The organism is Pseudomonas sp. G2-4, from assembly GCF_030064125.1.
Classification (GTDB): domain Bacteria; phylum Pseudomonadota; class Gammaproteobacteria; order Pseudomonadales; family Pseudomonadaceae; genus Aquipseudomonas.
The window spans coordinates 1,109,691-1,133,838 of record NZ_CP125957.1; the positions used below are offsets into that span (position 1 = coordinate 1,109,691).

Genomic DNA, 24,148 nt, shown 5'->3' on the forward strand with positions numbered 1-24,148 from the left:
AGCCTACAGCCCGCGTCGATTTGCAGGAAAACGGGACAGATTCTTGCCATTAAAATTTGTCCCATTTTCTTTTTTGTTCCTCCTTAGGGATTAGGAGCTGTTGATGACCGTTGTCTCGACACTTAAGCAGTACTCGTTAAAAAGCTGGGCCGCTATCGTAGCTATTGTTGGCTTATTGGCGGGGTTCCCCGCCATTTCATCTTGGTTGGCCGAAATGAGGACCGACTACTACAAAAGCCACTTCATTGGCCGTTGGACCGAGGCGTTCAGCTATCCGAATGCCGGCGGCGTTCAGTTCGAGTTCAAGGGCATGACCGAATACTTCGCCAACAACCATTACAACGTTAGCGGCGTGGTCGCGTTGGTCGGCACAGAGCCGACCAACCCCTTCCGGCTCGAATACAGCGTAACTGGCGCGGGTAGCTGGAGTGCTGATGGAGAGAACCTTTCGTTCACATTGCAGCAGATGAAGACGTTACCCAAGGCCTATACGGTTGACGGCAAAGCTGTTTCGCCGTTGTGGGTGGCGCAGTTTGTCGGCCCCAGCATGCCCAACCTCAGCGATATCTACCCGGCAGGGGCATCGGGCCAGGCGCGCATCAAGGAGCTGAAAAAGGACAAGATGGTCTTGGAGCAAATGGACCCGCAGGGCAGGCCCTACATCGTGACGGGCCATCGCCAGGTCGTTGAGCAGTCTGGGCAGCCTTGATTTGAGACCTTGATATCTGGATGAAATGGGCAGCGTCAGCCGGGGCTGTCAGACACTGGGAGACCGCAGCCCTTAAGCCCACATCACCTTGCGCCGTTACCTACAACTACGCCAGAATCCGCCGGCTTGTGCGCCCTGGGCCGCGTCGGTAGTTTGAGTCCTGTCACTGCTCATCAGTGATCGGGTTTAGCAGCTCGCGGTGAAACAGGTTGTGCAAGGCGTCATCCAGTCAGGAATCCCCATCCTGCACTTGATGGTGGCTGTGCGCAGGGCGTCCCCGGACGCGCCGGTTTCTTGTTTCCCCGGTCTGCTAACCTGCGTACAGCTGCCTCCCATCGTTTAGCAGCGAGCGGGTGATGGCTCCTATTACAGGAAGCAAGAGAATGGCAAAAGTTACTCCGAATCCCCCAGATGCCGACGAACACGTCTCCCGTGCCCAATCTGCCCGTAACAAGAAAATCGACGATGCGGCCACGCGAGCGTTGGATTTTTACCTGAAGCCCAAACCAAAGAACGAACCGTCTGACAAGTCAGACTCCATTTTACGGATTGACCCTGGGGTTGATTCTGAATGTTTGCTTGCGAATCTCAGTGAGAATCTGGCTTCGGCGAATGCCATGATCAGTGATTTGGCGTTTGATCTGGATGGGTCAAGGCGGCGTGTTGCATTGGGGATTTTGCAGGTGACTGAGGTGAGTGAACTGTTGGCGAATCGGGCGTTGGATATTGTTGAGGTGAGGTAGGTTGGGCATGTGGATCGTTAATCCACGAAGCATAAAAGGGTCTTGCTGAGCAAGACCCTTTTAAATAAATCCGTCCCCTTTACCAAGCCAAAGGAGAAACTCCCGACTGAACAGGGGCTGGCTAAGCTGGCAATGTTGCCTGTCAAGGAAATACGCCTGAAATAGGGGAAGGAGCCTTCTGATAGGAGGACATTTTTATTGCCCGCTCCTGCCATAGCCGCGCCATATCCGCTGTTCTTGCGTTACCCAACGGTCTCCCGCCCGAATCGGATACACGCGGCGTGGAATAGTAAGGGCTTGAGTTTCCACAGAGAAAAGTCCTCGAACTACCATTGTTATAGCCGAATTTATAATCGTCGGTACCTCCCGTGTTACAGTGATCGCCACCTGCATTGTGACCTACCTCATGACGATACGCAGTGGGGCTGTCTATTGCTTGCAGGCTGTAACGCCAATCTAAATACGCAATACCTCCACCTCTACCTTCCCTAGCGAACCCAGCTATCATATCGGCTCCTACTGCCTGAGCCTCTGGTGCAAATAATGTTGATAGTCTGCTTAATGTTTCCCCATTCATAGGGAAATCCTCTGGAACAATAGCGATACCAACAAAGCGTAACCTTACATTTTTTACACGGGAGTTGCGTAAGCCTACGTTGGCAGTTTCTATTTCGAGTCTTGCGAACTCCACAGCAGATGTCCAACCTCCAATTTGGTTCACGGCAGCTTGTGAAAAACCAGCCATGACATCTACGATATTCGTACCATTACAATCAACATCTTGGTTCTCTGTTGTAATCATTTGTTCATTCAAGTCCATGGTATCCGGTTTGACCGTATCAGGTTCCATGTAATCATGTGGCTTTTCAGGTGTTAACGTTTGCTCACCCTTTATATTGCTATGGATCGTGCCGCGAAAGGTAGGTGATTCTACCAATGCATAAAAACTACCTTCTTTATTGAGTACCACACTGATGGATCCGACTTTATCCCTCCTTTCATTCATCAACATTGCGCTGGCGACTTCATAGTTTTCTTCGCGGTGCCACGGAGAAAAATTCACTAAGGTCAGACCTTGCAACAACGGGGAGGTTCTCGTTGAGCTTTCTGTGACGAGTGCAGTCATATCGATTTGCGCTCCCGGAATATGCTTCTGTTTCTCTGCGAAATGGGAAGGCGCTGCCGCAAGGGCGTTAATTGGGCAATCGATAGCTCTTACCTTCCACCAGGCATTGTCCTGATTGTTCGTCGGGTAGTAGTCTGTTGGTCCAGCCACGCCATTGAATTTCGATTCAAGTCTTTTGGAATTTCCCGCACCGTGAATGGCTCCTATATAGCTGAACTCTCTCCAGCTTTTTGGGTCCTGAAAAGTTCCTGCATGGGCTCCTCGCCAAAACCAGTTGTTATTATCTTGCCCTGCGGGCGGGAAGTATTTGTTAGCGGCGGCTGCACTACCGGTGAACCTGGACTCAAAAAAACCTGAATCTCCCTTGTGGATGGCACCTGGACGGGTTTGTTCACTCCAGGATTTTGGATCAGTGAACGTCCCGATATGGGCGCCTAACCAATGCCAATAATCGTTATTTTGTCCCGTGGGAGGGAAATAGAGATTACTTGTGGCGGCGCTGCCATTAAATCTGGACTCATAATAGCCGTTATCTCCTTTATGTATGGCGCTCGGATAGGACCAATCACCCCAGTTTTTGGGATCAGAATACAATCCTGCGTGTCTTCCACGCCAAAACCAGCTGTCATTGTCTTGTCCGGCAGGTGGAAATGGCTTGCCACCTATAAGGGCTGAGCCAAGAAATCTGGATTCAAAAAAACCGGTAGATCCTTTATGGATAGCTCCTGGGACAGTTAAATCGGCCCAACCCCTAGGGTCTTCGTACGTTCCCGCTGCCTGAACTTGATTTATTACCCGTGGATCTTTACTGTCTAGTGAGGCTGCTGGGCTGACTGACTCCTGAGCAAAAGCTATCCCACTGGCATAAATGAAATTCAATCCAGCTAAAAAGAATATGAAAAATAAATAAAAGTTCATGGTGCTCATCCCTCTCATGTTGAGTGCAATGAAGAGGGATGGTAAATAATGTTTATTAAGTAAAAAACTGATAGAAATAACAGTTTTATATATCGTAATGCTGTTAAAGTATCTCTTTCTATTTCTTTTAGTTTGAATTTGGCGTAAGAAATGCGTTGTTCGCGTAGAGCTGATCCATGGGATCCGCTGGCTAATTTTTCTCTAATCCTAGCTTTCACGTCGGCAGCTAGGACTAGTCTCAACCAATTCGCGCTTACCATCCCACCACCTCGTATTACCGCGGCTGCTGAACCCGGTACTCACGAGGAAACAACCATGGAAAGAACCCGCTGCTGGAGACGCGCGCAATCCCGCAAGCACAACGGGCGCGAAGTGATTAACCCGCAAAACTCCAAACCAGAAAAGAACTGGAAGCTGATCTACACCCGTGCCGACAAGCTGCACCGGGCGCGCCAGCTCGGTATGAGCTACCCCATCCGCACCACGCGCCAACTGTTGGATCAAGAGTGACTAATCTCCTGTTCGTTTGCAGTCGTAACCAATGGCGCAGCCCTACCGGGGAGGCGATCTGGCGTCGACGTCCTGGTTTCAGTGCTCGTTCGGCGGGCACCAGCCCGAACGCACGCAAGCCTATCGGCCCAGCGGATATCCGTTGGGCCGATGTCATTTTTGTCATGGAGCGCAAGCACGAGCATCGTCTACGGGCAGAGTACGCTCGGCTGCTTGAGCACAAGCGGCTGCATGTTCTGGATATTCCTGATGACTATCGCTTCATGGATCCTGAGCTAGTGGACATGCTTGAGCAGGCGGTGACGTCATACCTGTGTACTTGAGCATTCAGGGCAATCTTCACGAGCCGCTCCTTTCCTCATTGGCTAGGCGAAACGACCACCGGTAGAAGGTTGAGCCCGCCGTGCTATCTCCGTTTAAGCAGGTTGGATACGCGGGTCGCAGCGAACGATGCTAAGCGGCCGGAACCGACCAGCAGGCGCTTCAGTAAACGGATGCACTGGCCCAGCCGATACCGTGCAGCCCTAAGAACACGACGCCTATCAGCCACAGGCCGTGCATCAATCAAACACAACTTGGTAGTCGCCAACGCCACTTTTGCTCCGACCGCTACGGCGACAGCAAGAAAATACAGCCAACGCTGATTCTTGGCTTTGTCATGTTGGCTGACTAGGGCCGATAACTGCTTCAAGGAAGGCTTGGCACCGGCGAGCCAGGGAATGATGCATTCGCTGGCCAAGGCTACGGTGTGGCTGCTGATATTGTTGTCTACAAGGCCCGGCGGACCATCAGGATTGACCGAGCAATAGCCACGGGGGACGTACTCGCAGGTGCTGGAGAGTGGCGATGAGCGCGACATGCCATTGGAGAAGTGCTTCACGGGACACAACCGTTGGTTGTAGTCGTTGATCTCTTTACGAATGGCGATCACATCCCCATCGCTTATGGTTCTTCTATTCGCGGCGTAGAACCCTTTGGAGTCGTCCGGTGCGTAACCTATGAAGTAGCTGGCTTCACCTTCCTTGATGTGAGTAAAGGTCCACTGTGAATCGCTGCTCCACTGGCACGACTTCAGGCTACCCAAGCCATTGGCCTTACAGTAATCATCGTAGCGCCTGATTTGGCTCAACAGAAACGTGCTTGCTTCCTGGATGCTCGCTGTCGCCTCCTTCAGCAATGCGGCGTCTTCATTGGCGCCGTTGTCCGCCACGAAGAACACCGCTGCGACCAATGCCAGCGGAAACCAGAAGTGATCGTATATCTGACGGAAGCGTTCGGTGAGGTTGAGGTTGTCATAAATAAGGACCATGACACCCCATCCCGTGAGGACGCAAAGCATCAACAGGGGAATCAGCCCGACTTCGCTGCCCAACTTCCCAACGCCACTGATGGTGTAACGGATGGGCAGGTAATTGATGGTTGGGAAAAGGCCCAGGCAGTTCAACACACCGGGTAGGAACAAGAGCGCGAAGAAGATGAACACGCCTCGCTTCTTGCTCACGGTAAAGGCCGCTGCTGCCAGTAAGGGAATCAGCAGCAGTGACAGCATCATCAGGTAGCCCAGCGTGATCACCATCGCTTCATCGGGCGACCAGTAAGTTCCGGTGATTTGCCCGGCGTCGTTACGCCCGGTGAAGGTTGATGATACGAGGCCAAGGCCTTCCAAGATTTGGTGTAGGTTGTAGGCAGCGCCGTGGAGAAACTTTACGTAAGGGTAGAAAAAATCCCCTATTGAAATTGACATCAATTTGAGTCCTTCAAGTCTGTAGTCATTCCTTGGTTTGCTTAGAAAAGAGCGTAAAGCGGCCAGATATTTGTGAGTCTATCCGAAGCGGCCCGTGCCGTAGCTGAGTAGACACTTCATTGTGCGGGGAGCTCATTCCAGCTCGAGCGACTAACAAATCCAAATGTTCAACGACGCTCTCGATTCCGTTTTGAGTCGATAAGGGAAAGGAGGACGGTCTATTTAGGTCGCTCTCTTTATTCCCAAATAAATAAAAAAGCTACCACCCAGAGGTATTGCCGTAATCATGCATATAAAGAAATAGATGACGTAGAGTCCGTTCTTTCCTGGACTCTCAGTCAATAATCCAGTCGTCCAGAATTCACGGCTTGTAAAGCGTAGGCATGTATTTTCAATAAGCTTTCGAGAAAAGGGAAAAAGAAAGGCGCTGCAGAAGCCTACAATCAGATAGCGCGGACTAGCTGTTTCGTATAAGGGCTCTTTGTAAAACCAAACGCTTAGGCCTAGTGCGAGTAAGCTGAGCGAAATCAAGAGATTGTTAAGGTAATATTTTTTGTTCAAAGGGTGCCTCAAGAGTCATGTTGGGTGTCGGCTCTTCTCGATGTACCCAATGTCAATGATCGGAGCACGAAATCGTCGCTGACTGCGCAGTAATGAATCCACAGGCATGACCGGTTCATCCTTTGAAATCCGACAAAACAAACAGCGTACAGCTTGTAAGATAAGCCTCAACCCTCTCCAACGACGGCATCACCTCGCTACACGACTCGGTGCGCTCCCCGTTAGCTTCCCGAATCAGGCCAATGGTATACCCGCCCTCAACCCGCCGCAGGATCCCAACATATTTAACCGGCTGACCCGCTTCGTCACTAAACGACGTCGCCACCAGATCCTTCTCCGGCAAGGCCAGCTCTGCTCGCTTCATCAGCGCCTTACGCTTAGCAGCGTAATCCTTCGCGGCGATCACGCTGACAATCCCGAAGGCGATCCAGAAGAGCATTTCCAGGTTGCTTACCATCCGCCGTTTCGCCTCGTGGGTTTCGGTCAGCCAACTGCCTATTGCTGCGATGATGTCGTCCATGGATTACCTGCGTTTTGCCTGTCGAGCACTGCGGTTCACAGAATATCTTTCAGATAGGCTTTAAGCGCTATGAGCGGAGCATCTAGGCCTTCTATCGCCTGCACGGCGCTAAATGTCGTCGTCAGGTGATGCAACTCCCGCCCCAACACCGTATCCACCCCACCAACCGCCCCCAGCGCCAAGTCCAAGCACCGGCCTATCTCACTTTGAATCCCAGCCACATCCCCCCGCCGTACCAACAATCCAAAGACTTCCCGATCACACCCGCCCATCAACGGATCATCCCGCAGGATCGGGCTGTAACCCTCTGTCTCATAGGCCAGCTTGAGGGAGTAAAGAGCGACCGTTTCCAGCAGCAATTCCATGGGGTGAAGTCCTTTGTCAGCGGGTGAGGAGGGGCGGTGGGTCAACTGGGCGTTGCAAGGCGGAGCATCGGTGGGTGCAGTGACATTTTTGGGAGCGCTTTGCGCTCAAGCGGGGGCAAGCTCCCTCGCCACGGGTTCTTACTGGCCACAGATTCTTCCTTGCCAGAGGTCTGGTCGTTGGGGCCGCTTCGCGACCCAGCGGGGATAAATCCCCTCGCCACAAAGGGGGGCGAGGATCGGCTGAGGTCCCGGCCAACCCACTTTTCTGCAGGCGAAAAAAAAGACCTTGAATCTCAAGGTCTTTCTTTAAGATGGTGCCCCGAGGGAGACTCGAACTCCCACTCCTTTCGAAAACGGATTTTGAATCCGCCGCGTCTACCAATTCCGCCATCAGGGCTCAATGGCGGCGAAGTATAGAGAGGTGCCTACCGTTGGTCAATCACGTTTCATGGTGAATTTTTGATATTTCCGCTAGACTTTCCGGCCCTGCTAGACGAACCCCATCATGCGTGTTGCTGACTTTACCTTCGAACTCCCGGATTCGCTGATCGCTCGCCACCCTCTGGCCGAGCGTCGCGCCAGTCGACTGTTGACCCTGGATGGGGTCAGCGGTGCCATGGCTCACCGTCAATTCACTGATTTGCTTGAGCATTTGCGCCCGGGCGATTTGATGGTGTTCAACAATACCCGGGTGATTCCGGCGCGGTTGTTTGGCCAGAAGGCCTCCGGCGGCAAGCTGGAGATTCTGGTGGAGCGGGTGCTGGACAGTCATCGTGTGCTGGCCCATGTGCGCTCCAGCAAGTCGCCCAAGCCGGGCTCGTCGATTTTGATCGACGGCGGGGGCGAGGCGGTGATGGTGGCGCGGCATGATGCGTTGTTCGAGCTGGAATTCGCCGAAGAGGTGTTGCCGCTGCTCGACCGTGTCGGGCACATGCCGCTGCCTCCTTATATAGACCGTCCGGACGAAGGCTCGGACCGCGAGCGTTATCAGACCGTGTACGCCGAGCGCTTGGGGGCGGTGGCGGCGCCGACGGCGGGGCTGCATTTTGATCAGCCGTTGCTGGAGGCGATTGCCGCCAAGGGCGTGGAGACCGCGTTCGTGACGCTGCACGTCGGCGCTGGCACGTTCCAGCCGGTGCGGGTCGAGCGCATCGAAGACCACCACATGCACAACGAATGGCTGGAAGTGAGCCAGGACGTGGTCGATGCCGTGGCGGCCTGTCGCGCTCGCGGCGGGCGGGTGGTGGCGGTGGGGACCACCAGCGTGCGATCCCTGGAAAGCGCTGCCCGCGATGGCGTGCTCAAGCCGTTCAGTGGCGACACCGACATCTTTATCTACCCGGGCCGGCCGTTCCATGTGGTCGATGCCCTGGTCACCAACTTTCATTTGCCCGAATCCACGCTGTTGATGCTGGTTTCGGCGTTCGCCGGTTATCCCGAAGCCATGGCCGCCTACAAGGCTGCCGTCGAGCATGGATACCGCTTTTTCAGCTACGGTGATGCGATGTTCATCACCCGTAACCCCGCGCCACGCGGACCCGAGGAAACAGTATGAGTCGCACCTGTCGCATGTCCTTCGAGTTGCTCGCCACCGATGGCAAGGCTCGTCGCGGTCGTCTGACCTTCCCCCGCGGTACCGTGGAAACCCCGGCGTTCATGCCGGTGGGCACCTACGGTACGGTCAAGGGCATGCTGCCACGGGACATCGTCGCCACCGGCGCGGAGATCATCCTCGGCAACACCTTCCACCTGTGGCTGCGCCCGGGCACCGAGGTGATCAAGGCCCACGGTGACTTGCACGATTTCATGCAGTGGGAAGGCCCGATCCTGACCGACTCCGGCGGCTTCCAGGTGTTCAGCCTGGGCGCCATGCGCAAGATCAAGGAGGAGGGCGTGACCTTCGCCTCGCCGGTGGATGGCGCCAAGGTGTTCATGGGGCCGGAAGAGTCGATGCAGGTGCAGCGCGACCTGGGCTCGGACATCGTGATGATCTTCGACGAATGCACGCCGTACCCGGCCGATGAAGACGTGGCGCGGGTGTCCATGGAGCTGTCGTTACGCTGGGCCCAGCGCTCCAAGAACGCCCATGGCGAAAACACGGCGGCGCTGTTCGGGATCGTCCAGGGCGGTATGCACCAGGACCTGCGCATGCGTTCCCTCGAAGGCCTCGACAAGATCGGCTTCGACGGCCTGGCCATTGGCGGTCTGTCGGTGGGCGAGCCCAAGCACGAAATGATCAAGGTGCTCGATTACCTGCCGGGCCAGATGCCGGCTGACAAACCTCGTTACCTTATGGGCGTTGGCAAACCGGAAGATCTGGTTGAGGGTGTGCGCCGCGGGGTGGACATGTTCGATTGCGTGATGCCAACCCGTAATGCCCGCAATGGGCATCTGTTCATCGACACAGGCGTGCTGAAGATCCGTAACGCGTTCCATCGCCATGATGATTCGCCGCTGGATCCGACCTGCGATTGCTATACGTGCCAGAACTTCTCCCGTGCTTATCTGCATCATTTGGACAAGTGCGGCGAAATGCTGGGTAGCATGTTGAATACCATCCACAATTTGCGCCATTACCAGGTGCTTATGGCTGGTTTGCGCGAGGCTATTCAACAGGGTACATTGGCCGCCTTTGTCGAGGCCTTCTATGCCAAGCGCGGGTTGCCTGTTCCGCCCTTGGACTGAGTTTTCCGATCCCTAGATTCAATACTTGCAACTGGAGTGCTAAATGAGCTTTTTTATCTCTAATGCCATGGCTGACGCGGCTGCACCTGCTGCCGGCCCTATGGGTGGCGGTTTCGAGTGGATTTTCCTGGTCGGCTTCCTGGTGATCTTCTACCTGATGATCTGGCGTCCACAGGCCAAGCGCGCCAAAGAGCAGAAGAACCTGCTCGGCAGCCTGCAGAAGGGCGATGAAGTGGTCACCACCGGCGGTATCGCTGGCAAGATCACCAAAGTGGCCGATGACTTCGTGGTACTGGAAGTGTCCGACACTGTTGAAATGAAGTTCCAGAAGGGCGCCATCGCGGCCACGCTGCCAAAAGGCACGCTGAAAGCGATCTAAAGTTTCAAACTTCTATTCAATCGACGGGGCGCGCAAGGCGCCCCGCGTCATAAGCGGGCGGCGTGATGCTGAACAAATACCCTCTGTGGAAATATGTACTGATCCTGGCGGTGCTGGCGGTCGGTCTGATTTATTCCGCTCCCAATCTTTACCCGGATGACCCGGCCATTCAGGTCAGTGGCGCAAGCACTGCCTTGCAGGTCACCCAGGCTGACCTGGACCGTGCGAGCGCAGCGCTCAAGGCCTCCGGGATCGACGTCAAGGCTGCGACCGTTGCCGAAGGTGGCAAGGGCGGTCTGTTGCGTCTGGTCAAGTCTGAAGACCAACTGCCGGCCAAGGACGTAGTGCGCAAGACAATGGGCGATGATTACGTCGTGGCCCTGAACCTGGCCCAGACGACCCCGCAATGGCTGCGCAACCTCGGCGCGCATCCGATGAAGCTGGGCCTGGACTTGTCCGGTGGTGTGCACTTCCTGCTGGAAGTGGACATGGACAAAGCCCTCGACGCACGCCTGAAAGTCTATGAAGGCGACGTCAAGAGCCTGCTGCGCAAAGAGCGCCTGCGCTATCGCAGCCTGCCGCAACTCGACGGTGCCATTCAGCTGGGCTTCACCGATGAAGATACCCGCGAGCAGGCCCGTGCGCTGATCCGCAAGAACTTCAACGATTTCGACATTGTGCCGGCCGACCTCAACGGTCAGGCGGTGCTGCGTCTGGCGATGACCCCGGCCAAGCTGGCGGAAATCCGCGAGTACTCCATCAAGCAGAACTTGACCACGGTCCGTAACCGCGTCAACGAGCTGGGTGTGGCTGAGCCGATCGTGCAGCGCCAGGGCGCCAACCGCATCGTGGTTGAGCTGCCAGGCGTGCAGGACACTGCCGAAGCCAAGCGTATCCTCGGCAAGACCGCCAACCTGGAATTCCGCCTCGCGGCTGAGCCGGGTGCTTCCAAGGCCACTTCCGAAAGCTTCGAGTTCCGTGAAGGCGGTCGTCCGGCGGCGCAGATCGAGCGTGGCCTGATCATCACCGGCGACCAGGTGACCGACGCCCAGGCAGGCTTTGACGAGCAGGGTCGTCCGCAGGTGAACATTCGCCTCGACGGCCACGGCGGCGAACTGATGAGCCGCGCCACCCGCAGCAACGTCGGTCGCAGCATGGCGGTGATCTTCATCGAGCAGAAGCCGACCACCACTTACAGCAAGCAGGTGGTCAACGGCGTCGAGAAAGACGTCGCGGTGCAGACCTTCAAGGAAGAGAAAAAGATCATCAGCCTGGCGACCATCCAGTCGCCGCTGGGCAGTCAGTTCCGCATCACTGGTCTGAACGGCCAGGGTGAGTCCTCGGAACTGGCCCTGTTGCTGCGTGCCGGTGGCCTGGCCGCGCCGATGTACTTCGCTGAAGAGCGCACCATTGGCCCGAGCCTGGGTGCCGACAACATCACCAAGGGTGTCGATGCATCGCTGTGGGGCATGCTGTTCGTCTCGCTGTTCATCATCGCCATCTACCGCTTCTTCGGCATCATCGCCACCGTCGCGCTGACGGTGAACATGGTGATGCTGCTGGCCCTGATGTCGCTGCTGGGCGCCACGCTGACCCTGCCGGGTATCGCCGGTATCGTCTTGACGATGGGTATGGCGGTGGACGCCAACGTGCTGATCTTCTCGCGGATACGTGAAGAGATCGCCGCGGGCATGACGATTCAGCGGGCAATCAACGAAGGCTTCGGCCGGGCATTCACGGCGATTCTCGACTCTAACCTGACCACGTTGCTGGTCGGCGGGATTCTCTTTGCCATGGGCACCGGCCCGGTCAAGGGCTTCGCAGTGACCATGTCCCTCGGGATCTTTACCTCGATGTTCACAGCCATCATGGTGACCCGCGCAATGGTCAACTTGATCTTTGGCGGTCGTGACTTCAAGAAGTTGTGGATTTAAGGGGCTGCCATGTTACGTACAATCAACTTCATGGGCGTTCGCAACATTGCGTTCGGCGTCACATTGTTTCTCACGGTCCTGGCGTTGTTCAGCTGGGCCACCAAGGGATTGAACTACGGCCTGGACTTCACCGGCGGTACGCTCATCGAGCTGACCTACGAGCGTCCGGCCGACGTGACCAAGGTGCGTGCGCAGTTGGCGAGTTCGGGCTACAGCGACGCCATTGTGCAGAGCTTTGGCGCAACCACCGACCTGCTGGTGCGCATGCCAGGCGAAGACCCGCAGTTGGGCCATCAAGTAGCCGAGGCCTTGCAGAAGGCCGGCGGCGACAACCCGGCCCAGGTCAAGCGCGTCGAGTTCGTCGGCCCGCAGGTGGGTGAAGAGCTGCGCGACCAGGGCGGCCTCGGCATGCTGCTGGCGCTGGGCGGCGTGATGCTCTACCTGGCTTTCCGCTTCCAGTGGAAGTTCGCGGTGGGTGCGATTGTCTCGCTGATCCACGACGTGATCGTGACCGTGGGTATCCTGTCGTTCTTCCAGATCACCTTCGACTTGACGGTGCTGGCGGCGGTGCTGGCGATCATCGGTTACTCGCTCAACGACACCATCGTGGTGTTCGATCGGGTGCGTGAAAACTTCCGTGTGCTGCGCAAGGCATCGCTGGTCGAGAACATCAACATCTCGACCACCCAGACGCTGCTGCGGACCATGGCGACGTCGATCTCTACCTTGCTGGCGATTGCCGCGCTGCTGTTTTTTGGTGGCGACAACCTGTTCGGCTTCTCCATCGCGCTGTTCATCGGTGTGATGGCGGGTACCTACTCGTCGATCTACATCGCTAACGTGGTGCTGATCTGGCTGAACCTGAGCACCGAGGATCTGATTCCTCCAGCGGCTACGGAAACGGAAGTGGACGACCGTCCGTAAGGTCTGGTCTTCCGCCCGTCACCGCTAAAAAGGCGCGAGTTGAACTCGCGCCTTTTTTTGTGCTCCAAGGCTGGGAGAAGCGCGGATTAATCCGCTTGTGATGGTCTGGAGGTTCAAGTGAACAAATCGATGCTGGTTGGTGCGGTATTGGGTGCTGTCGGTGTCACCGCCGGTGGCGCGGTCGCCACCTACAGCTTGGTAAAAAGTGGCCCTGAGTCTGCGCAAGTGCTGGCCGTGGAACCGGTCAAGACCCAAATCAAAACCCCGCGTGAAGTGTGCAAGGACGTTACCGTGACTCGGCAGAAGCCGGTCCAGGACCAACACCAGATCGCTGGTACCGTATTGGGCGCCGTAGCCGGTGGCCTGTTGGGTAACCAGATCGGCGGCGGCAACGGCAAGAAAATCGCCACCGTGGCCGGTGCAGCTGGCGGCGGTTATGCCGGTAACAAGATTCAGGAAGGCATGCAGGAACGCGACACCTACACCACCACCCAAACTCGCTGCAACACGGTCAATGACATCAGCGACAAGGTTGTAGGCTACGACGTTCGCTACATGCTCGACGGTAAGGAAGGCAAGGTCCGCATGGACCGCGACCCGGGCAACCAAATCCCGGTGAACAAGGAAGGCCAACTGATCCTGGGGCAGAACGAACCGGCTCAGTGATCCACCGCTAAAAAGAAGCACCCTTCGGGGTGCTTTTTTTCGCCCCAATATCGGCCATCCCACAATGGTGCCTGGGTGGGCTCAGAATCTACGTTTGGCACAAATCCCTGTGGAAGCTTGCTCGCGATGGCGGTAGATCAGCTTGCATCGATGTCCGTGGATGTAATCCATTGTGGCGAGGGAGCTTGCTCCCGCTCGGTCGCGCAGCGACCGCAAAATCTAGGGCTGCTGCGCAACCCAGCGGGAGCAAGCTCCCTCGCCACGGAGTGTTCGCAGCTGAGCTGAGGGGTGAAAAACACAGGCATAAAAAAAGCACCCCGAAAGGTGCTTTTTTTGTAGCTGGGACGCTTAGCGCTTCAGCGAAGCCGGCAGATGCGGCTGGATGGCGGTGAGCACAGCCTTGAAACATTTGGTGTTGCCGGCAACGATGTGGCCTTTTTCAAGGAAATCGTGGCCGCCGGTGAAGTCGCTCACCAAACCGCCGGCTTCCTGGATCAACAGGGCGCCTGCAGCCATATCCCATTCGGACAGGCCCGACTCCCAGAACGCATCGAAACGGCCTGCAGCCACGTAAGCCAGGTCCAGGCTGGCGGCGCCGGCGCGGCGGATGCCGGCGGTCTGGCCGACCAGGGCGCGGAACATGCCCAGGTAGTTGTCCAGGTTGTCCATCTGGTCATCGCGGAACGGGAAGCCGGTACCCAGCAGGGCGCCTTCCAGGCTGGTGCGGCCGCTGACGCGCAGGCGACGACCGTTCAGTTGGGCGCCACGGCCACGGCTGGCGGTGAATTCTTCCTGGCGAACCGGGTCCAGCACAACGGCGTGTTCCAGGCGGCCACGGTATTTGCAGGCGATGCTGACAGCGAAGTGAGGGATGCCGCGCAGGAAGTTGGTGGTGCCGTCCAGCGGATCGATGATCCACAGGTACTCTTCACCTTCGATGCCGGTGCCGGCGTGCATGCCGGTCTCTTCACCCAGGATCGAGTGGTTCGGGTAAGCCTTGCGCAGGGCGTCGACGATTTTTTGCTCGGCGGCGCGATCCACCTCGGACACGTAGTCCTTGGCATCTTTTTCATCGACCTTGATGGTATCCAGGCGCTCGATGGAGCGGAAGATCAGTTCACTGGCGCTGCGGGCGGCGCGCAGCGCGATATTCAGCATGGGCTGCATGGATGTGTCACCTAAGGTTGTTAAAGAAAGCCGCGCATTCTATCAGAAAGTTTTCCGAGGAGAAGGTTGGTGTTCGCTTTCATAGCTTAACGGTAGGTGCTTAGGTAAGATTTGCTCCCTTTATCGTGTTCGAGAGCGCCTCCCTTGTTGCAGAACATTCGTGTCGTCCTGGTCAATACCAGCCATCCGGGTAACATCGGCGGAGCTGCGCGGGCCATGAAGAACATGGGCCTGTCGCGTCTGGTGCTGGTCGAACCTCGGCTGTTTCCCCATCATGAAGCCGATGCCCGTGCCTCCGGTGCCGGTGACATCCTCGCTAATGCCCAGGTGGTTGCCACCCTGGAGGACGCCCTGGTGGGTTGCAACCTGGTGCTCGGCACCAGTGCTCGCGACCGCCGCATCCCCTGGCCGCTGCTCGATCCTCGCGAATGCGGGACCAAAGTGGTCGAGGAAGCCGCGCAAGGCTTTGAGATCGCCCTGGTGTTTGGTCGTGAAGATTCCGGCCTGACCAACGAAGAGCTGCAGCGATGTCACTTTCACGTGCATATCCCTTCCGACCCGGAGTTCAGTTCCCTGAACCTCGGGGCGGCGGTGCAGGTGTTGAGCTATGAAGTGCGCATGGCCTGGCTGGCAGCCGAAGGCAAACCCAGCAAGGTCGAAAAAACCGAGGTCACGTCGCCGCGCAGTGAGACACTGGCGACCATGGACGAGCTGGAGCGATTCTATGAGCACCTGGAACAGACCCTGGTGGACATCGAGTTCCTCGACCCGGAAAAGCCGCGGCACTTGATGGCGCGCCTGCGTCGGTTGTACGGACGAAGCTCGGTCAGCCGGGCGGAGATGAATATATTGCGCGGCATCCTCACGGAAACCCAGAAAGCGGCCCGTGGCGAGCTGATTAAGCGGAAGAAATAAAATGTTCGAACGTTTGCGTGAAGATATCCAAAGCGTTTTCCATCGCGACCCAGCGGCGCGCAATGCCTTTGAGGTGCTGACCTGCTACCCGGGAATGCACGCGATCTGGATCCACCGCCTGTCCGGTGCCTTGTGGAACCTGGGCTGGAAATGGCTGGCGCGGCTGGTCTCGAACTTCGGCCGCTGGTTGACTGGGATCGAGATCCATCCGGGGGCCAAGGTCGGTCGTCGGTTCTTCATCGACCACGGCATGGGCATCGTCATTGGTGAAACCGCCGAGATCGGCGACGACGTCACCCTGTACCAGGGCGTGACCCTTGGCGGCACCAGCTGGAACAAAGGCAAGCGCCACCCAACCCTGGAAGATGGCGTGGTGGTGGGCGCGGGCGCCAAGGTGCTCGGGCCGTTCACGGTGGGGGCGGGGGCGAAAGTCGGCTCCAACGCCGTGGTGACCAAGGCTGTGCCGCCTGGCGCGACGGTGGTGGGCATTCCGGGGCGGATCATCGTCAAGTCCGATGACGAGCTGGATGCCCGGCGTAAGGCCATGGCCGAGAAGATCGGCTTCGATGCCTACGGCGTCGGCGAAGACATGCCCGACCCGGTCGCCCGCGCTATCAATCAGCTGCTCGATCACCTGCAGGCCGTCGATGGGCGTCTGGAGGGGATGTGCGGCGCTCTGAAGGACCTGGGCAGTAATTACTGCGCCAAGGACCTGCCTGAACTGCGCGAGGAAGATTTTGCGTGTGTGAAGGATAAGGACGAAACCAAGGCCAGCTGAAACCCGGCTGGCCTCATCGCGAGCAAGCTCGCTCCCCCAGGGGATCTGCGGTGTACACAAATTGTGCATCCACCAAAGCCCTCTCTGTGGGAGTGAGCCTGCTCGCGAAGAACGATAACGCGGTATCGCTGGTCGCCGCCGACCAGCCTTTGCTATCATGCGCGCGCTCTTTCGCGGGTAAACCTGAGTAAAGCACTAGGTCTTATACTTGACTTAAATACTCGGGAATTGCATACTCGCCCCCATTCCGAACTCCGTGGTAATTGTCCATGCGACTGACTACAAAAGGCCGATACGCCGTGACCGCGATGCTGGATTTGGCATTGCATGCGCAGCACGGGCCGGTGTCCCTGGCCGATATCTCCGAGCGCCAGGGCATTTCCCTGTCTTACCTTGAGCAGCTGTTCGCCAAGCTGCGCCGCAGCAACCTGGTTTCCAGTGTTCGCGGTCCCGGCGGCGGCTACCAGCTGTCACGCGACATGCAAGGCATCCAGGTCGCCCAGGTGATCGATGCCGTGAACGAATCGGTCGATGCGACCAAATGCCAGGGCCTTGGCGACTGCCATGGCGGCGATACTTGCCTGACACACCACTTGTGGTGCGACCTCAGCCTGCAGATCCACGAATTTCTAAGCGGTATCAGCTTGGCTGACCTTGTAACTCGCCGTGAGGTGCAAGAAGTAGCCCAGCGTCAGGACCAGCGCCGTTGCAACAGCAAGGCGCCGCACCTGGACAAGATTGAAGCGTCCGCCGTCGAATGACTGCCGCAGAGCACGCGGAACGCCAGCCAGCCTGATTAGGAGAGACTCCATGAAATTGCCGATTTACCTTGATTACTCTGCGACCACCCCGGTTGATCCGCGTGTTGCGCAAAAAATGAGTGAATGCCTGCTGGTCGACGGAAACTTCGGTAACCCCGCGTCCCGCTCCCACGTGTTCGGTTGGAAGGCTGAAGAGTCGGTCGAAAACGCCCGTCGCCAGGTCGCTGATCTGGTCAATGCCGATCCGCGTGAAATCGTCTGGACCTCTGGTGCCACCGAGTCCGACAACCTGGCAATCAAGGGTGTCGCGCACTTCTACCACACCAAGGGCAAGCACCTGATCACCTCCAAGATCGAGCACAAGGCTGTCCTGGACACCATGCGCCAACTGGAGCGTGAAGGGTTCGAAGTCACCTACATCGAACCGGGTGAAGACGGGATTATCACCCCGGCCATGATCGAAGCCGCACTGCGTGACGACACCATCCTGGTTTCGATCATGCATGTGAACAACGAAATCGGCACCGTCAACGACATCGAAGCCATCGGCGAGCTGACTCGCTCCAAAGGCGTCCTGTTCCACGTCGACGGCGCCCAGTCCACCGGCAAGGTCGACATCGACCTGTCCAAGCTCAAAGTCGACCTGATGTCGTTCTCGGCCCACAAGACCTACGGCCCTAAAGGCATCGGCGCGCTGTACGTGAGCCGCAAGCCGCGTGTTCGCATCGAAGCGACCATGCACGGCGGCGGTCACGAGCGTGGCATGCGTTCCGGCACCCTGGCGACCCACCAGATCGTTGGCATGGGTGAGGCCTTCCGCGTAGCCAAGGAAGACATGGCTGCCGAGAACGTGCGCATCAAGGCCCTGAGCGACCGTTTCTTCAAGCAGGTCGAGCACCTCGAAGAACTCTACGTCAACGGCAGCATGATCGCCCGCGTACCGCACAACCTGAACCTGAGCTTCAACTACGTTGAAGGCGAGTCGCTGATCATGGCGCTCAAGGATCTGGCCGTGTCGTCCGGTTCGGCCTGCACCTCGGCGTCGCTTGAGCCTTCGTACGTATTGCGCGCCCTGGGCCGCAACGACGAACTGGCCCACAGCTCCATTCGCTTCACCTTCGGCCGCTTCACCACCGAAGAAGAAATCGATTACGCCGCGCAGAAAGTCTGCGAGGCCGTTACCAAGCTGCGCGCTCTGTCGCCGCTGTGGGACATGTACAAAGACGGCGTCGACATTTCGAAAATCGAGTGGGCGGCGCACTGAAGAAGTCGCCACCAGAGCGACTCACTGATGAGGATTGAAGCAAATGGCATATAGCGAAAAGGTCATCGACCACTACGAGAACCCGCGCAACGTCGGCAAGATGGACGCGCAGGATCCTGATGTCGGCACCGGCATGGTCGGCGCGCCGGCGTGCGGCGACGTGATGCGCCTGCAGATCAAGGTTAACGAGCAAGGCATCATCGAAGATGCCAAGTTCAAGACCTACGGCTGCGGTTCCGCCATCGCGTCCAGCTCCCTCGCCACCGAGTGGATGAAGGGCAAGACCCTGGACGAAGCCGAAACCATCAAGAACACCCAGCTGGCCGAAGAACTGGCCCTGCCGCCAGTGAAGATCCACTGCTCGGTACTCGCTGAAGACGCCATCAAGGCCGCCGTTCGCGACTACAAGCAGAAGAAAGGCTTGATCTGATCCGCGTAACGGTAAGGAGTTTCCATGGCTATCCAGATGACAGAAGCGGCAGCTAACCATATCCAGCGCTCACTTGCGGGGCGCGGCAAGGGCGAGGGTATCCGCCTGGGTGTTCGCACCACGGGCTGTTCTGGCCTCGCCTATGTACTGGAATTCGTCGACGAAGTGGGCGAAGACGATCAGGTGTTCGAAAGTCATGGTCAGAAAGTGATCATCGACCCGAAAAGCCTGACGTACCTGGACGGCACCGAGCTGGATTTCGTCAAGGAAGGGTTGAACGAAGGCTTCAAGTTCAACAACCCCAACGTACGCGGTGAATGTGGCTGCGGCGAAAGCTTCAACATCTGAGGCAGCTTGTGGGTACTCCTTGTCATTTTGCGTTGTTCCAGTTGCAACCTGCTTTCCAGCTGGATCTCGATCAGTTGTCGGCGCGGTATCTGGAATTGGCCCGTGGTGTTCATCCGGACCGTTTTGCCGACGGCTCCGAGGCTGAGCAGCGGCGGGCGCTCGAGCAGTCGGCGAACCTCAACGAGGCTTACCAGACGCTCAAGAGTCCAGCCAAGCGCGCGCGTTACCTGCTCGCCATCAGCGGTCATGAGTTGCCCCTGGAAGTCACGGTCCACGATCCCGAGTTTCTTCTGCAGCAGATGCAGTGGCGCGAAGAGCTCGAAGACTTGCAGGACAGTGCCGACCTGGCCGGTGTCGCGGTATTCAAGCGCCGCTTGAAAGACGCCCAGCACACATTGAACGAAAGCTTCGCAGCCTGTTGGAACGATGCCGCGCAACGCGAACAGGCTGAACGCCTGATGCGGCGCATGCAGTTCCTCGACAAGCTCACCTACGAAGTGCGCCAGCTAGAAGAGCGCCTCGACGATTAACCCAGTGCCGCTCCGGTCGCACGCCTGATTACAGATAAGTCCTGATTACGATGGCCCTACTGCAGATCGCTGAACCCGGCCAAAGTCCACAACCGCACCAGCGTCGCCTGGCTGTGGGAATCGACTTGGGTACTACCAATTCCCTGGTCGCTGCCTTGCGCAGCGGTCTTTCCGAGCCGCTGGCCGACGAGCAGGGGCAGGTGATCCTGCCGTCCGCCGTGCGTTATCACGCCGATCGCGTCGAAGTGGGCGAGTCAGCCAAGCTGGCCGCCGCGACCGATCCGTTGAACACCATTGTGTCGGTCAAGCGCTTGATGGGTCGTGGTCTGTCCGACGTCAAGCAGTTGGGCGATCAACTGCCGTACCGCTTCGTCGGCGGCGAATCCCACATGCCGTTCATCGAAACTGTGCAGGGCCCGAAAAGCCCGGTGGAGGTGTCGGCGGACATCCTCAAGGTGTTGCGTCAGCGCGCCGAAGCGGCATTGGGTGGCGAGCTGGTCGGCGCGGTCATCACCGTTCCGGCCTATTTCGACGACGCTCAGCGTCAGGCCACCAAGGATGCGGCCAAGCTGGCTGGTCTGAACGTGCTGCGCCTGCTCAACGAGCCGACCGCCGCTGCGGTGGCATACGGTCTCGACCAGCACGCCGAAGGCCTCGTCGCCATCTACGACCTGGGCGGCGGCACCTTCGATATTTCCATCCTGCGCCTGACCGGCGGTGTCTTCGAAGTGTTGGCCACTGGTGGCGACAGCGCCCTGGGCGGCGATGACTTCGACCACGCCATTGCCGGCTGGATCATTGAGCAAGCGGGCCTGTCCGCCGATCTCGATCCAGGCGCGCAACGCCATCTGCTGCAAACCGCCTGCACGGCCAAGGAAGCCCTGACCGACGCCGCCGCTGTTGAAGTCGCTTACGGCGACTGGAAAGCCTCGCTGAGCCGCGAAGCCTTTGATGCCCTGATCGAACCGATGGTCGCCCGCAGCCTCAAGGCCTGTCGCCGCGCTGTGCGTGACTCGGGTATCGAGCTTGAAGACGTGAAGGCCGTGGTCATGGTCGGTGGCTCGACCCGGGTGCCCCGTGTTCGCGACGCCGTTGCCGAGGCCTTTGGCCGTCAGCCGCTGACCGAAATCGACCCGGACCAGGTGGTTGCCATTGGCGCCGCGATCCAGGCCGATACCCTGGCTGGCAATAAACGCGAGGGCGGTGAACTGCTGCTGCTCGACGTGATTCCGTTGTCTTTGGGCCTGGAAACCATGGGCGGCCTGATGGAGAAGGTGATTCCGCGCAACACCACCATCCCCGTTGCCCGCGCCCAGGACTTCACTACTTATAAAGACGGCCAGTCGGCCATGATGGTCCACGTGCTGCAAGGCGAGCGTGAGCTGATCAGCGACTGCCGTTCCCTGGCGCGCTTCGAATTGCGCGGCATTCCGGCCATGGTCGCCGGCGCGGCGAAGATCCGCGTGACCTTCCAGGTCGATGCCGACGGTTTGCTCAATGTCTCCGCCCGCGAGCTGGGTTCGGGCGTCGAGGCGAGCATCCAGGTCAAGCCGTCCTACGGCCTGACCGACGGTGAAATCGCCAAGATGCTCAAGGATTCGTTCCAGCATGCCAGCGACGACAAGGTGGCCCGCGTGCTGCGTGAGCAGCAGGTCGACGCCCAGCGATTGCTCGAGGCTGTGCAGGGCGCCCTTGAAGCCGACGGCGAGCGCTTGCTCGACGCCGAAGAGCGCATGGTCATCGAGCTGCAAATGCAGGAGCTGTCCGAATTGATGAAAGGCACCGATGGTTATGCCATCGAGCAGCAGACCAAGCGTCTGTCGCAGGTCACCGATGCCTTTGCTGCCCGCCGCCTGGACTCGACGGTCAAAGCCGCCCTGGCGGGGCGCAATCTGAATGAAATCGAGGAATAACTGATGCCGCAGATCATTTTTCTGCCACACGCCGAGCATTGCCCGGACGGTATGGTGGTAGAGGCCGAAACCGGCAAGTCCCTTCTTGAAGTGGCCCACGACAACCACATCGAGATCGAGAGCGCCTGCGGCGGTGTCTGTGCCTGCACCACGTGCCATTGCATCATTCGCGAGGGTTTTGACTCGCTGAATGAGGCCGATGAGCTGGAAGAAGACTATCTTGATCGGGCCTGGGGTCTGGAGCCGACGTCGCGCCTGACGTGCCAGGCCAAGGTCGGCACCGAGGACCTGGTGGTCGAAATTCCGAAATATTCGCTTAACCATGCGGCCGAAGCGCCGCACTGATGGTGACACTGTCATGAGCTATGGTTGGAATGATGTACAACGCATCGCAGAAGAACTGGCCGAAACCAAGCCGGACGTGAATCCGCTGACTGTAAATTTTGTCGATTTGCAGCGCTGGATCATGGAGCTTCCCGATTTCGACAATACCTCTGGCCGTTGTGGCGAGAAGGTGTTGGAGGCCGTCCAACAGCTCTGGATCGAAGAAATCGACTGATCCACCTGGCAGGTTAGGCAATACCCCTGAACCCGCGTATAATTCGCGGGTTTAATTTTTCGCAAATTACCGTTTCTGGAGTTACACCATGGCTGTTCAACGTACTTTCTCCATCATCAAGCCTGACGCCGTTGCTAAAAACGTGATCGGCAAGATCGTTACCCGTTTCGAAGACGCTGGCCTGCGCGTTGTAGCTTCGAAAATGAAGCAACTGTCCAAGGCCGAAGCCGAAGGCTTCTACGCTGAGCACAGCGAGCGAGGTTTCTTCGGTGAACTGGTTGCCTTCATGACTTCCGGTCCGGTTGTCGTTCAGGTGCTGGAAGGCGAAAACGCCATCGCTCGCAACCGTGAGCTGATGGGCGCTACCAACCCTAAAGAAGCCGCTGCCGGCACCATCCGTGCTGACTTCGCCGAGTCGATCGACGCCAACGCCGTTCACGGTTCGGACTCCGAAGCCGCTGCTGCTCGCGAAATCGCTTACTTTTTCGCCGCTACTGAAGTAACCGCTCGCTAAGCATTGGCTTAAGAGTGAAGGTGAATCCATGACGACATCGACTGTTAAAACCAACCTGCTGGGGCTGACCCAGCAGGAAATGGAAAAATTCTTCGACTCAATCGGGGAGAAGCGTTTCCGTGCCGGCCAGGTGATGAAATGGATTCACCACTTTGGCGTCGACGATTTCGACGCCATGACGAATGTCAGCAAGGCCTTGCGCGAAAAGCTCAAGGTTGTTGCTGAAATTCGTGGTCCCGAAGTGGTCAGCGAGGACATCTCCAGCGACGGCACCCGTAAATGGGTGGTGCGCGTGGCGTCCGGCAGCTGCGTCGAGACCGTCTACATTCCCCAGGGCAAACGTGGCACCTTGTGCGTTTCGTCCCAGGCAGGCTGTGCCCTGGATTGCAGTTTCTGCTCCACCGGCAAGCAAGGCTTCAATAGCAACCTCACCGCCGCCGAAGTGATTGGCCAGGTGTGGATTGCCAACAAATCCTTTGGCAGCGTCCCGGCGACCGTCGACCGTGCCATCACCAACGTGGTGATGATGGGCATGGGTGAGCCGCTGCTGAACTTCGACAACGTCGTGGCGGCCATGCATCTGATGATGGATGACCTGGGCTATGGCATCTCCAAGCGCCGGGTGACCTTGTCCACCTCGGGCGTGGTGCCGATGATCGATGAGCTGGCCAAGCACATCGACGTCTCCCTGGCGTTGTCGCTGCACGCACCCAATGACGCATTGCGCAATCAATTGGTGCCGATCAACAAGAAGTATCCGCTTAAGATGCTGCTGGAGTCGTGCCAGCGCTACATGTCGTCCCTGGGCGAAAAGCGCGTACTGACCATCGAGTACACCTTGCTCAAGGACGTGAACGACAAGGTTGAACACGCGGTCGAGATGATCGAGTTGCTCAAGAACATCCCGTGCAAGATCAACCTGATCCCGTTCAACCCGTTCCCGCACTCCGGTTACGAGCGCCCGAGCAACAACGCGATTCGTCGCTTCCAGGATCAGCTTCACCACGCTGGCTTCAACGTCACCGTGCGCACCACTCGCGGCGAAGACATCGATGCCGCGTGTGGCCAATTGGTAGGACAGGTGCTGGATCGCACCCGTCGCAGCGAACGCTACATTGCCGTGCGCGAGTTGAACGCCGCCGACGATGTGGCGCCAAACGCTGCGAACAGTCACTAAGAGAGGAA

General features: G+C 57.8%; 28 protein-coding genes and 1 tRNA gene. 22 read left to right on the forward strand and 7 right to left on the reverse strand.

The annotated features are described in order from the left end of the window. The first annotated feature begins 103 nt into the window (after window positions 1–103). Window positions 104–709, forward strand: a complete 606-nt coding sequence (locus QNH97_RS04830; protein ID WP_283555847.1) for a hypothetical protein — start codon at window positions 104–106, stop codon at window positions 707–709. 383 nt (window positions 710–1,092) lie between these two features. Continuing rightward, the gene (locus tag QNH97_RS04835) at window positions 1,093–1,452 is read left to right on the forward strand and encodes a DUF6124 family protein (protein ID WP_283555848.1); all 360 of its coding nucleotides are present in this window, start codon (window positions 1,093–1,095) and stop codon (window positions 1,450–1,452) included. A gap of 142 nt (window positions 1,453–1,594) precedes the next feature. On the opposite strand, the gene QNH97_RS04840 is transcribed toward QNH97_RS04835, so the two are convergent. Continuing rightward, window positions 1,595–3,496, reverse strand: a complete 1,902-nt coding sequence (locus QNH97_RS04840; RefSeq protein ID WP_283555849.1) for a hypothetical protein — start codon at window positions 3,494–3,496, stop codon at window positions 1,595–1,597. 315 nt (window positions 3,497–3,811) lie between these two features. Between QNH97_RS04840 and QNH97_RS04845 the strand changes: the two genes are divergently transcribed. Both QNH97_RS04845 and QNH97_RS04850 read left to right on the forward strand, forming a co-directional pair. After that, window positions 3,812–4,006 carry a hypothetical protein gene (locus QNH97_RS04845; protein WP_283555850.1) on the forward strand — a complete coding sequence of 65 codons (195 nt, stop codon included), beginning with the start codon at window positions 3,812–3,814 and terminating at the stop codon, window positions 4,004–4,006. Next, the gene (locus QNH97_RS04850) at window positions 4,003–4,329 is read left to right on the forward strand and encodes a low molecular weight protein tyrosine phosphatase family protein (protein WP_283555851.1); all 327 of its coding nucleotides are present in this window, start codon (window positions 4,003–4,005) and stop codon (window positions 4,327–4,329) included. Before QNH97_RS04845 ends, QNH97_RS04850 begins: the two co-directional genes overlap by 4 nt. Window positions 4,330–4,412: 83 nt before the next feature. On the opposite strand, the gene QNH97_RS04855 is transcribed toward QNH97_RS04850, so the two are convergent. The 5 genes from QNH97_RS04855 to QNH97_RS04870 all read right to left on the reverse strand — a co-directional run bounded on the left by QNH97_RS04855 (window position 4,413) and on the right by QNH97_RS04870 (window position 7,593). After that, window positions 4,413–5,750, reverse strand: a complete 1,338-nt coding sequence (locus QNH97_RS04855; RefSeq protein ID WP_283555852.1) for a hypothetical protein — start codon at window positions 5,748–5,750, stop codon at window positions 4,413–4,415. A gap of 222 nt (window positions 5,751–5,972) precedes the next feature. After that, window positions 5,973–6,323: a colicin E1 family microcin immunity protein gene (locus QNH97_RS29350; protein ID WP_350356195.1), complete on the reverse strand. Its 351-nt coding sequence runs from the start codon at window positions 6,321–6,323 to the stop codon at window positions 5,973–5,975. 103 nt (window positions 6,324–6,426) lie between these two features. Next, on the reverse strand, window positions 6,427–6,831 hold the full coding sequence (locus QNH97_RS04860) for a hypothetical protein (protein ID WP_283555853.1): 405 nt from the start codon (window positions 6,829–6,831) through the stop codon (window positions 6,427–6,429). 35 nt (window positions 6,832–6,866) lie between these two features. Then, complete coding sequence (locus tag QNH97_RS04865) at window positions 6,867–7,196, reverse strand: hypothetical protein (RefSeq protein WP_283555854.1); 330 nt, start codon at window positions 7,194–7,196, stop codon at window positions 6,867–6,869. 312 nt (window positions 7,197–7,508) lie between these two features. Further along, window positions 7,509–7,593: transfer RNA gene (locus tag QNH97_RS04870), tRNA-Leu, on the reverse strand. 108 nt (window positions 7,594–7,701) lie between these two features. Here QNH97_RS04870 and queA point away from each other — a divergent pair. The 6 genes from queA (at window position 7,702) to QNH97_RS04900 (ending at window position 13,784) form a co-directional block, all read left to right on the forward strand. Further along, complete coding sequence (queA, locus tag QNH97_RS04875; protein WP_028237240.1) at window positions 7,702–8,751, forward strand: tRNA preQ1(34) S-adenosylmethionine ribosyltransferase-isomerase QueA; 1,050 nt, start codon at window positions 7,702–7,704, stop codon at window positions 8,749–8,751. A gap of 14 nt (window positions 8,752–8,765) precedes the next feature. Beyond that, entirely contained in the window at window positions 8,766–9,881 is a 1,116-nt protein-coding gene (gene tgt / locus QNH97_RS04880) for a tRNA guanosine(34) transglycosylase Tgt (RefSeq protein ID WP_283557427.1), read from the forward strand. Between the two features lie 43 nt (window positions 9,882–9,924). Beyond that, complete coding sequence (yajC, locus tag QNH97_RS04885) at window positions 9,925–10,260, forward strand: preprotein translocase subunit YajC (protein ID WP_053214538.1); 336 nt, start codon at window positions 9,925–9,927, stop codon at window positions 10,258–10,260. 65 nt (window positions 10,261–10,325) lie between these two features. Then, window positions 10,326–12,194, forward strand: coding sequence for a protein translocase subunit SecD (gene secD, locus QNH97_RS04890; protein ID WP_283555855.1), 1,869 nt, complete (start codon window positions 10,326–10,328; stop codon window positions 12,192–12,194). Between the two features lie 9 nt (window positions 12,195–12,203). Beyond that, window positions 12,204–13,118, forward strand: a complete 915-nt coding sequence (gene secF, locus QNH97_RS04895; protein ID WP_283555856.1) for a protein translocase subunit SecF — start codon at window positions 12,204–12,206, stop codon at window positions 13,116–13,118. Between the two features lie 117 nt (window positions 13,119–13,235). Further along, entirely contained in the window at window positions 13,236–13,784 is a 549-nt protein-coding gene (locus tag QNH97_RS04900) for a glycine zipper 2TM domain-containing protein (RefSeq protein WP_283555857.1), read from the forward strand. Window positions 13,785–14,132: 348 nt separating this feature from the next. Here QNH97_RS04900 and suhB read toward each other — a convergent pair whose 3' ends face one another. Further along, window positions 14,133–14,951, reverse strand: coding sequence for a type III secretion system regulator SuhB (gene suhB, locus QNH97_RS04905; protein WP_025211999.1), 819 nt, complete (start codon window positions 14,949–14,951; stop codon window positions 14,133–14,135). A gap of 144 nt (window positions 14,952–15,095) precedes the next feature. On the opposite strand from suhB, the gene trmJ reads away from it, so the two are divergent. The 12 genes from trmJ to rlmN all read left to right on the forward strand — a co-directional run bounded on the left by trmJ (window position 15,096) and on the right by rlmN (window position 24,140). Beyond that, on the forward strand, window positions 15,096–15,866 hold the full coding sequence (gene trmJ, locus QNH97_RS04910; RefSeq protein WP_283555858.1) for a tRNA (cytosine(32)/uridine(32)-2'-O)-methyltransferase TrmJ: 771 nt from the start codon (window positions 15,096–15,098) through the stop codon (window positions 15,864–15,866). Between the two features lies 1 nt (window position 15,867). After that, on the forward strand, window positions 15,868–16,644 hold the full coding sequence (gene cysE / locus QNH97_RS04915; RefSeq protein ID WP_283555859.1) for a serine O-acetyltransferase: 777 nt from the start codon (window positions 15,868–15,870) through the stop codon (window positions 16,642–16,644). Window positions 16,645–16,913: 269 nt separating this feature from the next. Next, window positions 16,914–17,405 carry a Fe-S cluster assembly transcriptional regulator IscR gene (gene iscR, locus QNH97_RS04920; protein ID WP_003185160.1) on the forward strand — a complete coding sequence of 164 codons (492 nt, stop codon included), beginning with the start codon at window positions 16,914–16,916 and terminating at the stop codon, window positions 17,403–17,405. 49 nt (window positions 17,406–17,454) lie between these two features. Then, window positions 17,455–18,669: an IscS subfamily cysteine desulfurase gene (locus tag QNH97_RS04925; RefSeq protein WP_283555860.1), complete on the forward strand. Its 1,215-nt coding sequence runs from the start codon at window positions 17,455–17,457 to the stop codon at window positions 18,667–18,669. A 43-nt stretch (window positions 18,670–18,712) separates the two neighbouring features. Further along, window positions 18,713–19,099: a Fe-S cluster assembly scaffold IscU gene (iscU, locus tag QNH97_RS04930; RefSeq protein ID WP_003185157.1), complete on the forward strand. Its 387-nt coding sequence runs from the start codon at window positions 18,713–18,715 to the stop codon at window positions 19,097–19,099. 24 nt (window positions 19,100–19,123) lie between these two features. Beyond that, window positions 19,124–19,447: an iron-sulfur cluster assembly protein IscA gene (gene iscA, locus QNH97_RS04935; protein WP_003185155.1), complete on the forward strand. Its 324-nt coding sequence runs from the start codon at window positions 19,124–19,126 to the stop codon at window positions 19,445–19,447. An 8-nt stretch (window positions 19,448–19,455) separates the two neighbouring features. Further along, window positions 19,456–19,977 carry a co-chaperone HscB gene (gene hscB / locus QNH97_RS04940; protein WP_283555861.1) on the forward strand — a complete coding sequence of 174 codons (522 nt, stop codon included), beginning with the start codon at window positions 19,456–19,458 and terminating at the stop codon, window positions 19,975–19,977. A gap of 50 nt (window positions 19,978–20,027) precedes the next feature. After that, window positions 20,028–21,890: a Fe-S protein assembly chaperone HscA gene (gene hscA / locus QNH97_RS04945; RefSeq protein WP_283555862.1), complete on the forward strand. Its 1,863-nt coding sequence runs from the start codon at window positions 20,028–20,030 to the stop codon at window positions 21,888–21,890. A 3-nt stretch (window positions 21,891–21,893) separates the two neighbouring features. Then, window positions 21,894–22,235, forward strand: a complete 342-nt coding sequence (gene fdx, locus QNH97_RS04950) for an ISC system 2Fe-2S type ferredoxin (protein ID WP_042727996.1) — start codon at window positions 21,894–21,896, stop codon at window positions 22,233–22,235. A gap of 13 nt (window positions 22,236–22,248) precedes the next feature. Then, window positions 22,249–22,449, forward strand: coding sequence for a Fe-S cluster assembly protein IscX (gene iscX / locus QNH97_RS04955; protein WP_283555863.1), 201 nt, complete (start codon window positions 22,249–22,251; stop codon window positions 22,447–22,449). Between the two features lie 88 nt (window positions 22,450–22,537). Then, entirely contained in the window at window positions 22,538–22,963 is a 426-nt protein-coding gene (gene ndk / locus QNH97_RS04960; RefSeq protein ID WP_003185145.1) for a nucleoside-diphosphate kinase, read from the forward strand. 28 nt (window positions 22,964–22,991) lie between these two features. Then, a complete protein-coding gene (rlmN, locus tag QNH97_RS04965) occupies window positions 22,992–24,140 on the forward strand; it encodes a dual-specificity RNA methyltransferase RlmN (RefSeq protein ID WP_283555864.1) in 1,149 nt (382 codons plus the stop codon). Window positions 24,141–24,148 lie beyond the last annotated feature (8 nt).

What these genes read in the sequence shown, in the direction of transcription:
- fdx (WP_042727996.1), top strand. Translation starts at nt 21,894, where the DNA reads ATGCCGCAGATCATTTTTCTGCCACACGCCGAGCATTGCCCGGACGGT.
- cysE (WP_283555859.1), top strand. Translation starts at nt 15,868, where the DNA reads ATGTTCGAACGTTTGCGTGAAGATATCCAAAGCGTTTTCCATCGCGAC.
- yajC (WP_053214538.1), top strand. Translation starts at nt 9,925, where the DNA reads ATGAGCTTTTTTATCTCTAATGCCATGGCTGACGCGGCTGCACCTGCT.
- iscA (WP_003185155.1), top strand. Translation starts at nt 19,124, where the DNA reads ATGGCTATCCAGATGACAGAAGCGGCAGCTAACCATATCCAGCGCTCA.
- queA (WP_028237240.1), top strand. Translation starts at nt 7,702, where the DNA reads ATGCGTGTTGCTGACTTTACCTTCGAACTCCCGGATTCGCTGATCGCT.
- iscR (WP_003185160.1), top strand. Translation starts at nt 16,914, where the DNA reads ATGCGACTGACTACAAAAGGCCGATACGCCGTGACCGCGATGCTGGAT.
- iscX (WP_283555863.1), top strand. Translation starts at nt 22,249, where the DNA reads ATGAGCTATGGTTGGAATGATGTACAACGCATCGCAGAAGAACTGGCC.
- rlmN (WP_283555864.1), top strand. Translation starts at nt 22,992, where the DNA reads ATGACGACATCGACTGTTAAAACCAACCTGCTGGGGCTGACCCAGCAG.
- QNH97_RS04845 (WP_283555850.1), top strand. Translation starts at nt 3,812, where the DNA reads ATGGAAAGAACCCGCTGCTGGAGACGCGCGCAATCCCGCAAGCACAAC.
- hscA (WP_283555862.1), top strand. Translation starts at nt 20,028, where the DNA reads ATGGCCCTACTGCAGATCGCTGAACCCGGCCAAAGTCCACAACCGCAC.
- QNH97_RS04840 (WP_283555849.1), bottom strand. Translation starts at nt 3,496, where the DNA reads ATGAACTTTTATTTATTTTTCATATTCTTTTTAGCTGGATTGAATTTC.
- ndk (WP_003185145.1), top strand. Translation starts at nt 22,538, where the DNA reads ATGGCTGTTCAACGTACTTTCTCCATCATCAAGCCTGACGCCGTTGCT.
- secD (WP_283555855.1), top strand. Translation starts at nt 10,326, where the DNA reads ATGCTGAACAAATACCCTCTGTGGAAATATGTACTGATCCTGGCGGTG.
- QNH97_RS04860 (WP_283555853.1), bottom strand. Translation starts at nt 6,831, where the DNA reads ATGGACGACATCATCGCAGCAATAGGCAGTTGGCTGACCGAAACCCAC.
- QNH97_RS04855 (WP_283555852.1), bottom strand. Translation starts at nt 5,750, where the DNA reads ATGTCAATTTCAATAGGGGATTTTTTCTACCCTTACGTAAAGTTTCTC.
- tgt (WP_283557427.1), top strand. Translation starts at nt 8,766, where the DNA reads ATGTCCTTCGAGTTGCTCGCCACCGATGGCAAGGCTCGTCGCGGTCGT.
- secF (WP_283555856.1), top strand. Translation starts at nt 12,204, where the DNA reads ATGTTACGTACAATCAACTTCATGGGCGTTCGCAACATTGCGTTCGGC.
- iscU (WP_003185157.1), top strand. Translation starts at nt 18,713, where the DNA reads ATGGCATATAGCGAAAAGGTCATCGACCACTACGAGAACCCGCGCAAC.
- QNH97_RS04925 (WP_283555860.1), top strand. Translation starts at nt 17,455, where the DNA reads ATGAAATTGCCGATTTACCTTGATTACTCTGCGACCACCCCGGTTGAT.
- QNH97_RS04865 (WP_283555854.1), bottom strand. Translation starts at nt 7,196, where the DNA reads ATGGAATTGCTGCTGGAAACGGTCGCTCTTTACTCCCTCAAGCTGGCC.
- suhB (WP_025211999.1), bottom strand. Translation starts at nt 14,951, where the DNA reads ATGCAGCCCATGCTGAATATCGCGCTGCGCGCCGCCCGCAGCGCCAGT.
- QNH97_RS04830 (WP_283555847.1), top strand. Translation starts at nt 104, where the DNA reads ATGACCGTTGTCTCGACACTTAAGCAGTACTCGTTAAAAAGCTGGGCC.
- QNH97_RS04835 (WP_283555848.1), top strand. Translation starts at nt 1,093, where the DNA reads ATGGCAAAAGTTACTCCGAATCCCCCAGATGCCGACGAACACGTCTCC.